Annotated in this window: 13 protein-coding genes; 8 read left to right on the top strand and 5 right to left on the bottom strand. The window is 73.1% G+C overall.

Annotated elements, in window-relative coordinates; genetic code table 11:
* Positions 1 to 33: 33 nt before the first annotated feature.
* From ACSU53_RS25825 to ACSU53_RS25805, 5 genes are all read left to right on the top strand, one after another.
* On the top strand, positions 34 to 621 hold the full coding sequence (locus ACSU53_RS25825) for a pyridoxamine 5'-phosphate oxidase family protein (RefSeq protein ID WP_437031455.1): 588 nt from the start codon (positions 34 to 36) through the stop codon (positions 619 to 621).
* Between the two features lie 3 nt (positions 622 to 624).
* Complete coding sequence (locus tag ACSU53_RS25820) at positions 625 to 1,350, top strand: L,D-transpeptidase family protein (RefSeq protein ID WP_437031453.1); 726 nt, start codon at positions 625 to 627, stop codon at positions 1,348 to 1,350.
* Between the two features lie 75 nt (positions 1,351 to 1,425).
* Positions 1,426 to 2,808 carry a ferredoxin reductase family protein gene (locus tag ACSU53_RS25815; RefSeq protein WP_437031451.1) on the top strand — a complete coding sequence of 461 codons (1,383 nt, stop codon included), beginning with the start codon at positions 1,426 to 1,428 and terminating at the stop codon, positions 2,806 to 2,808.
* A 41-nt stretch (positions 2,809 to 2,849) separates the two neighbouring features.
* The gene (locus ACSU53_RS25810) at positions 2,850 to 4,010 is read left to right on the top strand and encodes an FMN-binding protein (protein WP_437031449.1); all 1,161 of its coding nucleotides are present in this window, start codon (positions 2,850 to 2,852) and stop codon (positions 4,008 to 4,010) included.
* Between the two features lie 55 nt (positions 4,011 to 4,065).
* Positions 4,066 to 4,803 carry an FAD:protein FMN transferase gene (locus ACSU53_RS25805; RefSeq protein WP_437033406.1) on the top strand — a complete coding sequence of 246 codons (738 nt, stop codon included), beginning with the start codon at positions 4,066 to 4,068 and terminating at the stop codon, positions 4,801 to 4,803.
* Positions 4,804 to 5,137: 334 nt separating this feature from the next.
* Here ACSU53_RS25805 and ACSU53_RS25800 read toward each other — a convergent pair whose 3' ends face one another.
* The 5 genes from ACSU53_RS25800 to argC are packed head-to-tail and all read right to left on the bottom strand — an operon-like array spanning position 5,138 to position 9,992.
* Entirely contained in the window at positions 5,138 to 5,677 is a 540-nt protein-coding gene (locus tag ACSU53_RS25800) for an arginine repressor (protein ID WP_192230094.1), read from the bottom strand.
* Between the two features lie 7 nt (positions 5,678 to 5,684).
* Positions 5,685 to 6,893 carry an acetylornithine transaminase gene (locus tag ACSU53_RS25795; protein ID WP_437031447.1) on the bottom strand — a complete coding sequence of 403 codons (1,209 nt, stop codon included), beginning with the start codon at positions 6,891 to 6,893 and terminating at the stop codon, positions 5,685 to 5,687.
* Positions 6,890 to 7,819 (bottom strand): acetylglutamate kinase, encoded by a 930-nt coding sequence (gene argB / locus ACSU53_RS25790; protein ID WP_437031445.1) that lies wholly within the window; start codon positions 7,817 to 7,819, stop codon positions 6,890 to 6,892. Before argB ends, ACSU53_RS25795 begins: the two co-directional genes overlap by 4 nt.
* A complete protein-coding gene (argJ, locus tag ACSU53_RS25785) occupies positions 7,816 to 8,967 on the bottom strand; it encodes a bifunctional glutamate N-acetyltransferase/amino-acid acetyltransferase ArgJ (RefSeq protein ID WP_437031443.1) in 1,152 nt (383 codons plus the stop codon). The genes argB and argJ overlap by 4 nt, the downstream gene beginning before the upstream one ends.
* Positions 8,964 to 9,992, bottom strand: coding sequence for an N-acetyl-gamma-glutamyl-phosphate reductase (argC, locus tag ACSU53_RS25780; protein WP_437031441.1), 1,029 nt, complete (start codon positions 9,990 to 9,992; stop codon positions 8,964 to 8,966). Before argC ends, argJ begins: the two co-directional genes overlap by 4 nt.
* A 261-nt stretch (positions 9,993 to 10,253) precedes the next feature.
* On the opposite strand from argC, the gene ACSU53_RS25775 reads away from it, so the two are divergent.
* From ACSU53_RS25775 to ACSU53_RS25765, 3 genes are all read left to right on the top strand, one after another.
* On the top strand, positions 10,254 to 10,622 hold the full coding sequence (locus tag ACSU53_RS25775; RefSeq protein WP_437031438.1) for a DUF6193 family natural product biosynthesis protein: 369 nt from the start codon (positions 10,254 to 10,256) through the stop codon (positions 10,620 to 10,622).
* Between the two features lie 220 nt (positions 10,623 to 10,842).
* On the top strand, positions 10,843 to 11,238 hold the full coding sequence (locus ACSU53_RS25770) for a hypothetical protein (protein ID WP_437031436.1): 396 nt from the start codon (positions 10,843 to 10,845) through the stop codon (positions 11,236 to 11,238).
* 107 nt (positions 11,239 to 11,345) lie between these two features.
* Entirely contained in the window at positions 11,346 to 11,888 is a 543-nt protein-coding gene (locus ACSU53_RS25765; RefSeq protein WP_437031434.1) for a sugar O-acetyltransferase, read from the top strand.
* The last annotated feature ends 76 nt before the right edge of the window (positions 11,889 to 11,964 follow it).

The raw sequence follows: 11,964 nt of genomic DNA, 5'->3' as shown, positions 1-11,964 counted from the left end.
ACAGCCGAAAGACTTTCACCCATACTCGTGACCATGGGAAAGACCTATGAGCGCATCGAGGGACGGCTGCGCACCTTCATCGAGGAACAGCCGGTCTTCTTCACCGCCACCGCTCCCCTGTCCGCCGACGGCACCGTCAACCTCTCACCCAAGGGACTGCGCGGCTCCTTCGCCGTCCTGGACGAACACACCGTCGCCTACCTCGACTTCGCCGGTTCCAACGCCGAGACCATCGCCCACCTCCGGGAGAACGGCCGGATCACCCTCATGTGGTGCGCCTTCCAGGGCCCGCCGAACATCGTGCGGGTCCACGGCCGGGGGGAACCGGTCTTCCGGGACGACCCCCGCTTCCCCGGGCTGCTGGCCCGCTTCCCCGACATCGACCACGGCTCCCACGGCCTGCGCGCCGTCATCGTCGTGACGGCCGAACTGATCCGCGACACCTGCGGCTACGCGGTGCCCTTCATGGCGTACGAGGCGGAACGCGACCTGCATGCCAAGCGGTTCGCCCGGGAGGACGACGCCTCACTCGACGCCTACTTCACCAAGAAGGAGCACATCGCCACGAGCATGGACGGACTGCCCGGGCTGCCGTTGCCGCTGCCCCCGTCTACCGTCTGAGCCATGCGCCCAGGTGCCGCCCCCGCCGCCGTCCTCGTCTGCCTCTGCCTCCTCGTGCTCGGCGCGGGCCGCCCGCCCGCCGGCCGGCCGGCATCCGCCGCGGCACCGCTGCCGGAGCGGATGGCGGACACCGGGGGCGGCACCCAGCTGATCACCGCGGTGGCCCGGGACACCCGCTCGACCACCGGCACCGTGACCTGGTGGGACCGCCGGGGCGGGCGCTGGGTGGCGGCCGGTTCCGCCCCGGCCCGCTTCGGGGCCAACGGGCTGGCCGACGGCGCCACCCGCCGGCAGGGCACCAGCACCACCCCGACCGGCCTGTACCGGCTGCCGTACGCCTTCGGCATCCGCCCGGCGCCGGCCGGGACCACCTACCCCTACCGGCCGGTGCGCGAGGACTCCTGGTGGTGCCAGGACAACGACTCCCGCCACTACAACCGCTGGACCGAGCCCCGCGCCGCCGACTGCCGGGCGGCCGAGGCCGAGCACCTGATCACCTACCGCGAGCAGTACGCGCACGCCCTCGTCGTCGCCTTCAACTACCGCGAGCCGGAGCGCGGCCGGGGCGCCGGCATCTTCCTGCACGTCAACGGCAGGGGCGCGACGGCGGGGTGCGTCTCGGTGCCCGCCGCGGACATGCGGCGGATCCTGCGCTGGGCCGTGCCGGAGCGGCGGCCGCACCTGGCGATCGGCACCCGCGGCGGGGCCACCGCGATCACGCGCCACTGACCTCGAATTCCGCTGAACGCTGCAGCGTCACGGCACGTATCTGTGGGCCAAGGGCCAAGTCCCCACGGAGGAACCGTGACCACCACGCTCGCCGGCGGCCGTGCCGCCCGCCGCCAGACGATGCGCCGCATCCGCCCGCGCCGCTCCCCCGCCGTGCCCCTGCTGCTCGCCGTGGGGGCGGGCGCGGTGGCCGTGCTGTGGCTGTGGTGGACGAACACCCCGTCCATCGCGGACACCACCGGCCGGGTGATCGCCGCGGGCCGCATCACCGGCCTGCTCGCCGGCTACCTGATGGCCCTCGTGGTGCTGCAGATGGCGCGGGTGCCCGCGCTGGAACGCCGGGTCGGCTCCGACCGGGTCGCCCGCTGGCACGCCATGAGCGGCCGCTACACCGTGAGCCTCGTCATCGCCCACGTCTTCCTCATCATGTGGGGGTACGCCCTCCAGGCGGGCAGGACGCTCGGCGACATCGTCCAGCAGACGATCACCTCGGTCAACGAGCTGCCGGACATGGGCAAGGCGGCCATCGGGACCGGCCTGCTGTTCGTGATCGCCTTCATCTCCATCGGCCCGATCCGGCGCCGCCTGCCGTACGACGGCTGGTACCACGTGCACCTGCTCACCTACGCCGCGGTGTACTTGACGTTCTGGCACCAGATCACCACCGGCAACGAGTTCGCCGTGGAACCGTCGGCGAAGACGTTCTGGTACGGGCTCTACGGCGGCGTGACCGCGCTCGTCCTGTGGTACCGGGTGATCACGCCGATCCGCCTCAACCTGCGGCACCGGATGCGGGTCGAGGCGGTCGTCGAGGAGACGCCCGGCATCACGTCGGTGCTGATCAGCGGGCGCAAGCTGCACCGGATGGGCGCGGAGGCGGGGCAGTTCTTCCGCTGGCGCTTCCTGGCGCCGGGCATGCGCTTCAGTTCCCACCCGTACTCGCTGTCGGCGGCGCCCCGCCCCGACATGCTGCGCATCACCGTCAAGGCGATCGGCGACCACAGCTCCCGGCTGCGCGAGCTGGAGCCCGGCACCCGGGTGTGGGCCGAGGGCCCCTACGGGGCGCTCACCGCCCAGCGGCGCAGCCGCGGCAAGGTGCTGCTGGTGGCCGGCGGGGTGGGCATCACCCCGATGCGGGCGCTGTTCGAGACGTTGCCCGGCGCGGCGGGCGACATCACGCTGCTGTACCGGGCCAACACCACGCAGGACCTGGCCCTGTGGGGCGAGCTGGCGAAGATCGCCGACGAGCGCGGCGCGCGCCTGATGTACGCGGTGAACAGCCCGGAGGGCGAGCGGCCCGACATCTCGGCGGAGAGCCTGCAGCGCAAGATCCCGGACATCGACCGGCACGACGTCTTCATGTGCGGGCCGCCCGGATTCGCGCAGTCCGTGTACGAGGCACTGCGCGGCGCGGGAGTCCCCGCTCGCCGCATCCACCACGAGTCGTTCGAGATGTGAGCGACGGGCCGTCCACACCCTTTCAGGAGCTTGGGAAAACGATGAGGAAGTCTCACCCCGTCCGGCGTGCCGTGCTGGCCACCGCCGCCACCGTCTCGGGCATCGTGCTGCTGCTGTCGCTGAAGCCGGGTTCGGACCCCGGGTCGGCCGACGCGGCGGGCGGCGCGGTCCCGCCCGCGGCGGCCCAGTCCCCGCAGGGCGGCGCACGGACCATCGGCGACGGCTCGGTCACCGGTGACGCGGAGCAGACCCAGTACGGCGCGGTCCAGGTCCGGCTGACCGTGAGCGACGGAAAGATCACCAAGGCGGAGGCGGTGCAGGCCCCCAAGGGCGGCCAGAGCGACCAGATCACCGCCAACGCCGTACCCAAGCTGAACCAGGCCGCCGTCGCGGCGCAGAGCGCGGACATCGACAGCGTGTCCGGGGCGACCTACACCAGCACCGGCTACAAGAAGTCGCTGCAGTCCGCGCTCGACAAGGCGGCGAAGGCGGCCGCCGGCTCCGGGCAGGGCGGCGGCAGCGCCCAGGCGCGCACGGTCACCGGGGACGCGGCGCAGACCCAGTACGGGGCGGTCCAGGTCCGGATCACCGTCGCCGGCGGGAAGATCACCAAGGCGGAGGCCGTGCAGGCGCCCAAGGGCGGCCAGAGCGACCAGATCACCGCCAACGCCGTGCCCAAGCTGAACCAGGCGGCGGTGGCCGCCGGGTCCGCCGACATCGACGCCGTCTCCGGGGCGACCTACACCAGCACCGGCTACAAGAAGTCGCTGCAGTCCGCGCTCGACAAGGCGAAGAAGGAGGCACCCCCGGCGTCCTCCGGCTCCTCCGGCTCCTCGGGCTCGTCGGGCTCGGGCTCGGCGGGGTCGTCCGGCTCCTCGGGCTCGGACGGTGGCGGGAAGCAGCAGGGCGGCGGGGCGAAGGCCCTGAAGAACGGCACCTTCACCGGGGACGCCGAGAAGACCCAGTACGGGACGGTGCAGGTCCGGATCACCGTCGCCGGCGGGAAGATCAGCAGGGCCGAGGCGGTCCAGGCGCCCAAGGGCGGCCAGAGCGACCAGGTCACCTTCAACTCCGTGCCCCGCCTGAACAAGGCCGTCGTCGAGGCCGGGAGCGCCGACATCGACGCCGTCTCCGGGGCCACCTACACCAGCGCCGGCTACAAGAAGTCGCTCCAGTCGGCCCTGGACCAGGCCGGTGGCTGACACGGTGGCCGAGCCGGCACAGACTCCCGCCGCGGTGCGTCACGTGGAGGAGACGATGGGGACCGTCTTCTCCTTCGACGTCCGCGGCGGGCAACCCGACGCCGTGCGGGCGGCCCTGTCGGACGCCGTCGCCGGACTGCACCGGGTCGACGAGGTGTTCAGCACCTACCGGGACGACAGTCAGCTCTCCCGGCTCGCCCGCGGGGAACTGACCGTCGAGGAGTGCGACCCCGAGGTCGCCGAGGTCCTGGGCCTGGCGGAGGAGGCGGAACGGGTCAGCGAGGGCTGGTTCAGCCCCCGCTACCGGGGCCGGCTCGACCCCACCGGCATCGTCAAGGGCTGGGCGACCGAGCGGGCTGCGCGGGCCCTGGCCGCCGCGGGGGCCGCGGGCGTGAACGTCAACGGGGGCGGCGACGTCCAACTCCTCGGCGCGCCCGGGCCGGAGCGGCCCTGGCGGGTGGGCGTGTCGGACCCGCTGCGGCCGGGCGGGCTCGCGGCGGTGGTGTCCGCCGCGGGAGTGGCCGAACTGGCCGTGGCGACCTCGGGCACGTCCGAGCGCGGCGACCACATCGTCGACCCGCGCACGGGGCGCTCCGCGGTGACCGACCTGGTCGCGGTGACGGTCGTCGCCCCCAGCCTGACCTGGGCGGACTGCTGGGCCACCGCGGCGTTCGCGATGGGCTCGCGGGCCGGGCTCGCGTGGCTGGAGTCGCTGCCGGACGTCGAGGCGCTGCTCATCACCGCGGGCGATGAGGTGCGCTGTACGGCGGGGCTTGCGGGGTGGCTGGGGTGAGGGCTGCGGGCCGTGGGGGGCTTTTCGCGCAGTTCCCCGCGCCCCTGGGGAGTGGGGCTGTCGGTCGTGGTGGGGTGGGGGGCGTTTTCGCGGTCCTGGGAGTTCTCTCCGGGGCCCGCGGGGGACGTGCGTGCTCGGGGGCGGTTCAAGGGGCGCGGGGAACTGCGCGAGTGGCCACAGCGGACGCGCAGATGGCCATCTGGCGTACCCCCCAGCCCCTCAGGGGCGCGGGGAACTGCGCGAAAGCCCCCCACAACCCGCAGGTCACCACCGGCAGAGCCACCCCCAGGGGGGCGCGGGGAACTGCGCAAAAACCCCAGCACCCGCGGAGCGCTCAGTGGCCGTTCTGGGCCAGCCGCAGCAGATGGTCGGCCAGTGCCTGACCCCCCGTCGCCTCCCGGCTGATCAGCAGCAGCGTGTCGTCGCCGGCGATCGTGCCGAGGATGTCGTGGAGTTCGGCCTGGTCGATGGCGGAGGCCAGGAACTGGGCGGCGCCCGGCGGGGTGCGCAGGACCACGAGGTTGGCGGAGGCCTCCGCGGAGATCAGCAGCTCCGCGGAGAGCCTGCGCATCCGCTCCTCCTTCGCCGACTCCCCCAGCGGCGCGCGCGGCGTGCGGAAGCCGCCCTCGCTGGGCACCGCGTAGATGAGGTCGCCGTCGGTGTTGCGGATCTTCACCGCGTTCAGCTCGTCCAGGTCCCGGCTGAGCGTCGCCTGGGTGACGGTCAGCCCGTCGTCGGCGAGCAGCTTCGCCAGCTGGCTCTGGCTCCGCACGGGCTGCCGGTTGAGGATGTCCACGATCCGGCGGTGGCGTGCGGTGCGGGTCTGCGGTACGGCAGGCCCGGCGTGCGGTGCGTGGTCCCGCTCCTGGCTCATCGTCGTCTCATTCTCCGGATCGTCCTTCCCCGCCCGCCGGCCGGCCGGCCTCGTCCAGGATGCCGGGGAGCGCCCCGAGGAAGGCGTCCACCGCGTCGTCCCCGAGGGTGAGCGGCGGCATGAGCCGTACGACATCGGGGGCGGGCGCGTTCACGAGGAATCCGGCGTCCTGAGCCGCCTGTTGCGCCTGCGGCGCGAGCGGCTCGGTGAGCACGATACCCAGGAGGAGCCCGGCACCCCGGACATGGTCGACCAGCGGGTGGCCGAGCGCCTCGGTTCCGGCGCGGAGGCGTTCGCCCTGCCGCTTGACGTGGTCCAGGAGTCCGTCGCGTTCGATGGTGTCGAGGACGGCGAGCGCGGCGGCGCAGACGACGGGGTTGCCGCCGAAGGTGGTGCCGTGGCCGCCCGGTGCGATCAGGTCGGCGGCCCGGCCGAAGGCGACGGTGGCGCCGAGCGGCAGTCCGCCGCCGAGGCCCTTGGCGAGGGTGACGACGTCGGGCAGGACGCCGTCGTGCGCCTGGTACTCGAACCAGGTGCCGGTGCGGCCGATACCGGTCTGCACCTCGTCGAGGACGAGCAGCGCGCCGGTGGCGGCGGTGATGGCGCGGGCGGCCTTGAGGTAGCCGGGCGGCGGGACGACGACCCCGTTCTCGCCCTGGATCGGCTCGATGATCACCATGGCGGTGTCCTCGGTGACCGCGGCGGCCAGGGCCTGGGCGTCGCCGTAGGGGACGTGGGTGACGTCGCCGGGCAGCGGCAGGAACGGGTCCCGCTTGCCGGGCTGGCCGGTGAGGGCGAGGGCGCCCATGGTGCGGCCGTGGAAGGCGCCGTCGGTGGCGACGACGTGGCCGCGTCCGGTCATGCGGCCGATCTTGAAGGCGGCCTCGTTGGCCTCGGCGCCGGAGTTGCAGAAGTAGACCTTGCCGTCGCGGCCGAAGAGCTGCAGCAGCCGTTCGGCGAGGGCGACGGGCGGCTCGGCGACGTAGAGGTTGGAGATGTGGCCGAGGGTGGCGATCTGCGCGGTGACGGCCTCGACGACGGCGGGGTGGGCGTGGCCGAGCGCGTTGACGGCGATGCCGCCGACGAAGTCCGTGTAGGCGGTGCCGTCGGCGTCCCACACGGTGGCGCCCTCGCCGCGGACCAGGGGCAGGCGCGGCGTGCCGTAGTTGTTCATCAGCGCGCCCTGCCAGCGCGCCGTCAGTTCCTCGTTGCTCACGACTCCCCCTGGGTGACCGGTGTGTCCGGTGTGTCGTCGGGCACGACCATGGTGCCGATGCCCTCGTCGGTGAAGATCTCCAGCAGGATCGAGTGCTGGACCCGGCCGTCGATGACGCGGGCGGTGGTGACGCCGTTGCGTACGGCGTGCAGGCAGCCCTCCATCTTCGGCACCATGCCCAAGGAGAGCTCCGGCAGGAGTTTCTCCAGCTGGGACGCGGTGAGGCGGCTGATCACCTCGTCGGAGTGCGGCCAGTCCTCGTAGAGGCCCTCGACGTCGGTGAGGACCATGAGAGTCTCGGCGTCGAGCGCCGCAGCGAGTGCCGCAGCCGCCGTATCAGCATTGACGTTGTAGACATGTCCGTCGTCCTGGGAACGGGCGATCGAGGAGACGACCGGGATGCGGCCGTCGGCGAGCAGCGCCTCGATGGCACCGGTGTCGATCTCGGTGATCTCGCCGACCCGGCCGATGTCGACCAGCTCGCCGTCGATCTCGGGCCGGTGCCGGGTGGCGGTGATGGTGTGGGCGTCCTCGCCGGTGAGGCCGACGGCGAACGGGCCGTGCTGGTTGAGCAGCCCGACGAGTTCGCGCTGGACCTGGCCGGCCAGCACCATGCGGACGACGTCCATGGCGTCCTCGGTGGTGACGCGCAGCCCCGCCTTGAACTCGCTGACGATGCCGTGCCGGTCGAGGGCGGCGCTGATCTGCGGGCCGCCGCCGTGCACGACGACCGGCTTGAGTCCGGCGTGGCGCAGGAAGACGACGTCCTGGGCGAAGGCGGCCTTGAGGTCCTCGTCCACCATGGCGTTGCCGCCGAACTTGATGACGACGGTCTTGCCGTGGTGCCGGGTCAGCCAGGGCAGCGCCTCGATGAGGATCTGCGCCTTGGGCAGCGCGGTGTGCTTCCGGGTGGGTGTGTCGCTCATGAGGAGTAGGCGCTGTTCTCGTGGACGTAGTCGGCGGTGAGGTCGTTGGTCCAGATGGTGGCCGTGGCGTCGCCGGCGCCGAGGTCGGCGACGATGTGCACCTCGCGGTAGCGCATGTCGACCTTCTCGCGGTCCTCGCCGACGCCGCCGTTCTTGCACACCCAGACGCCGTTGATGGCGACGTTCAGCTCGTCGGGCTCGAAGGCGGCCTGCGTGGTGCCGATCGCGGAGAGCACCCGGCCCCAGTTGGGGTCCTCGCCGTGGATGGCGCACTTGAGGAGGTTGTTGCGGGCGATGGAGCGGCCCACCTCGACGGCGTCGTCCTCGGTGGCGGCGCCCACCACCTCGACCTTGATGTCCTTGCTGGCCCCCTCGGCGTCGCGGATGAGCTGCTGCCCGAGGTCGTCGCAGACGGCCCGTACGGCCTCGGCGAAGGTGCCGTACTCGGGGGTGACGCCGGAGGCGCCGGAGGCGAGCAGGAGCACGGTGTCGTTGGTGGACATGCAGCCGTCGGAGTCGACCCGGTCGAAGGTGACCCGGGTGGCGTCGCGCAGGGCGCGGTCCAGGCTCTCGGCGTCGAGGTCGGCGTCGGTGGTGAGGACGACGAGCATGGTGGCGAGGCCGGGGGCGAGCATGCCGGCGCCCTTGGCCATGCCGCCGACGGTCCAGCCGTCGCGGGTGACGACGGACGTCTTGTGGACGGTGTCGGTGGTCTTGATGGCGATGGCGGCCTTCTCGCCGCCGTGCTCGGTGAGCCGGCCGGCGGCGGTCTCGATGCCGGGCAGCAGCTTGTCCATCGGGAGCAGGACGCCGATGAGTCCGGTGGAGCACACGGCGATCTCGCCGGCGCCGGTGCCGAGGACCTCGGCGGCCTTCTCGGCGGTGGCGTGGGTGTCCTGGAAGCCCTTGGGGCCGGTGCAGGCGTTGGCGCCGCCGGAGTTGAGGACGACGGCGGTCAACCGCCCGCTCTTGAGGACCTGTTCGGACCAGAGCACCGGAGCGGCCTTGACGCGGTTGGAGGTGAAGACACCGGCGGCGGCGCGGCGGGGACCGTTGTTGACCACGAGGGCCAGGTCGGGGTTGCCGTTCTCCTTGATCCCGGCGGCGATGCCCGCCGCCGTGAATCCCTTCGCTGCCGTCACACTCACGGCGCCACTCCGATCGTCGTCAGCCCGGTGGTCTCGTCGAGACCCAGGGCGATGTTCATGCTCTGGACGGCACCGCCGGCGGTGCCCTTGGTCAGGTTGTCGATGGCGCTGATCGCGACGATCCGCCCGGCCGCCTCGTCCAGGGCGACCTGCACCGCCACGGCGTTGGAGCCGTACACGGAGGCGGTCGCGGGCCACTGCCCCTCGGGGAGCAGGTCCACGAACGGTTCGTCGGCGAACGCCTTCTCGTAGGCGGCGCGCAGCGCGTCGGCGGTGACGCCGGGCCTCGCCTGCGCCGTGCAGGTGGCGAGGATGCCGCGGGGCATGGGGGCCAGGGTCGGCGTGAAGGAGACGGTGACCCGCTCCCCCGCCGCGGCGGAGAGGTTCTGGATCATCTCCGGGGTGTGCCGGTGGCCGCCTCCGACGCCGTAGGGCGACATGGAGCCCATGACCTCGCTGCCCAGCAGGTGCGGCTTGAGCGCCTTGCCCGCCCCGGAGGTCCCGGAGGCGGCGACGATCACCGCCTCGGCCTCGGCGAGTCCGGCCGCGTAGGCCGGGTAGAGGGCGAGCGAGACGGCCGTCGGGTAGCAACCGGGCACCGCGATGCGCTTGGACCCCTCCAGCGCGGCGCGGCGGCCCGGCAGCTCGGGCAGGCCGTAGGGCCAGGTGCCGGCGTGCGGGGAGCCGTAGAAACGCTCCCAGTCGGCGGCGTCGGAGAGCCGGAAGTCGGCGCCCATGTCGATCACCAGCACGTCGGGGCCGAGCTGCTCGGCGACGGCGGCGGACTGCCCGTGCGGCAGCGCGAGGAAGACCACGTCGTGCCCGGCGAGCACCTCGGCGGTGGTCGGCTCCAGGATCCGCCCGGCCAGCGGTCGCAGGTGCGGCTGCAGCGCCCCGAGCGGCTGCCCGGCGTTGGAGTTGCCGGTCAGGGCGCCGATCTCGACCTCCGGGTGGGCCAGCAGCAGGCGCAGCAGTTCCCCGCCCGCGTATCCGCTCGCCCCGGCCACTGCGGCTCGTACCGTCATGGAACCTCCTCCTTAGGGAGCATGACTATACGCTTGCGTGCAGTTTTATGCAATGAGATCCAGTGGCGCCCGTATCACCGCGGACCCCGTGCGGCTGGGCAGCCGATCCCTCGGGTGTGCACGTGGGTCGGCGGGACCCAGCGGCTCGGCGGGCGGGCGGGACGGCGGTCCCGTCGTCGCGCGCCCCGCCACAGAGGCGGGTGCGGCGTCGGAGCGCCGCGTGCATCCGGGCCGGTGCGGGGTCCTGCATACTCGGGCGTCATGCCGACACCTCCGCACAGCGGTCACGCACGCCTGGTGGACGACGCGTGGCAGCGGCTCCGCCGGGAGGCGGGCGGGCTGCCCCACTCCTGGGCTCCCGCCTACCGGGCACTGGTCGAGGCCGCGTACGCCGAGCCGCTCCTGCGCCGCCTGTACCCGTTCACCAGCCACTGGGCGCTCCGCTTCTCGACCACCCCCCGCCCGCACCTGACCCCGACGGGCCCGTGTCTGACGACGCACGGGGACGGCACGTTCGGGGTGGGCGAGGGCTTCCTGACTCCGGACCTCGGCCTGTTCCCCACCGCGGAGGAGGCCGTGGCACGGGCCGTGCGCGGACTGCCGCCCGGGCCGGGTCCGGCGGCCGGCTGACCACGGGTGGTGCGGGGCGGCAGCGGCCGGACCGCCCGCTCCTCCGACGCCGCCCGCCCGGGCGTACCGGCGTGCTGGACGCACCGGTTGCGCTGGACGTACTGAATGTGCCGGACCTACCGGACGACCGTCGGCGCGGCGGCGGACTGAGTACGGCGCCCCGTGCCGGATGAGTACCTGATCAGTGGGGCGAGCCGGCCGGAGGGCGTTCGATCGAGGGGTGAACCCACGCACCCACGCACCGAACGCGCTCCCGGCCTCGACTCCGGCCGCGGCCCCGACCGGCTCCGTTCCCCGGCCGACCGGTTCCCGGCCGACCGCTCGCCGGGACCGCTCCCGCCTCCTGGCCGTCCTCGGTGCCGTCCTGTTCCTGCCGGGCGTGCTGGCGGCCGGGGTGGTGACGCTGGCCTCCGAGCGGGCCTCGCGGTGCCTGACCTACGGCACGCAGTGTGCTCCGGCGCTGCCCGTCGCGGTGTTCGACTGGAGCGTGGGCATCGGCGCCGTCGCCTGTCTCACCGCGCTGATCGCGCCCGTGGTGCGGCTTCGGCAGGCGGCGGTGGCCGTCCAGGTCCTCGCGGAGTGTGCGGCGCTGCTGGTGATTCTCAGCCACGCGTGACGCCTGCCGACGACAACCCGCTCACCCAGGTCGTGCCGTGCGTCTCACCGCCGTCTTGTCCCGCCGCCGTCTTGTCCCGCCGCCGGGGAGACGGAAAGGATCGGGGCATGTCCAGCGACCGCCTCATGCTCATCCGCAGCGCCGAGTTCCGGGCCATGTCCGAAAGGGTCCTGCGCGTCACCGAGCTCACCTCTCGCCTCAACGTCCTGCCGTTCGCGGACGAAGCGGGCAAGGCGGAACTGTTCGAGCAGATCCTCGGCCGGCCGCTGCCGCCGGGAGTCACGATCCATCCGCCCTTCTACACGGACCACGGCCTGAACCTCGATCTCGCCGAGCGCGTCTTCATCAACCAGAACTGCACGTTCCTGGACTACGCCGGTATCCGGATCGGCAAGCGCGTGATGATCGGGCCGAAGGTCACGTTCATCACCAGCGGCCACCCCGTCGATCCCGAGGAGCGGCGGCTGTACCTGACGGGCGCGCCCATCGACGTGGCGGAGAACGTGTGGATCGGCGCCGGGGCCACGATCCTGCCCGGCGTCACCATCGGCCGGGACGCCGTCGTCGCCGCCGGAGCGGTCGTGGCCGACGACGTGCCGCCCGCGAGCCTGGTGACCGGCGCGAAGGCGACCGTGCACCGGCAGTGGTGACGGAGCGGCTCCGCGCCGCCTGCCCTCGCAGCCGGCGTGCCCCCGTGACCGGCTGCCGCCCGGCCGGCCGCCGTCG

Origin of the sequence: Streptomyces sp. enrichment culture (assembly GCF_964273255.1) — a bacterium.
Classification (GTDB): domain Bacteria; phylum Actinomycetota; class Actinomycetes; order Streptomycetales; family Streptomycetaceae; genus Streptomyces.
This window is presented reverse-complemented; position numbering and strand designations above follow the sequence as displayed.

Coding starts and splice junctions, on each gene's coding strand:
- ACSU53_RS25825 (WP_437031455.1), top strand. CDS start 34: ATGGGAAAGACCTATGAGCGCATCGAGGGACGGCTGCGCACCTTCATC.
- ACSU53_RS25820 (WP_437031453.1), top strand. CDS start 625: ATGCGCCCAGGTGCCGCCCCCGCCGCCGTCCTCGTCTGCCTCTGCCTC.
- ACSU53_RS25810 (WP_437031449.1), top strand. CDS start 2,850: ATGAGGAAGTCTCACCCCGTCCGGCGTGCCGTGCTGGCCACCGCCGCC.
- ACSU53_RS25805 (WP_437033406.1), top strand. CDS start 4,066: ATGGGGACCGTCTTCTCCTTCGACGTCCGCGGCGGGCAACCCGACGCC.
- ACSU53_RS25800 (WP_192230094.1), bottom strand. CDS start 5,677: ATGAGCCAGGAGCGGGACCACGCACCGCACGCCGGGCCTGCCGTACCG.
- argB (WP_437031445.1), bottom strand. CDS start 7,819: ATGAGCGACACACCCACCCGGAAGCACACCGCGCTGCCCAAGGCGCAG.
- argC (WP_437031441.1), bottom strand. CDS start 9,992: ATGACGGTACGAGCCGCAGTGGCCGGGGCGAGCGGATACGCGGGCGGG.
- ACSU53_RS25775 (WP_437031438.1), top strand. CDS start 10,254: ATGCCGACACCTCCGCACAGCGGTCACGCACGCCTGGTGGACGACGCG.
- ACSU53_RS25765 (WP_437031434.1), top strand. CDS start 11,346: ATGTCCAGCGACCGCCTCATGCTCATCCGCAGCGCCGAGTTCCGGGCC.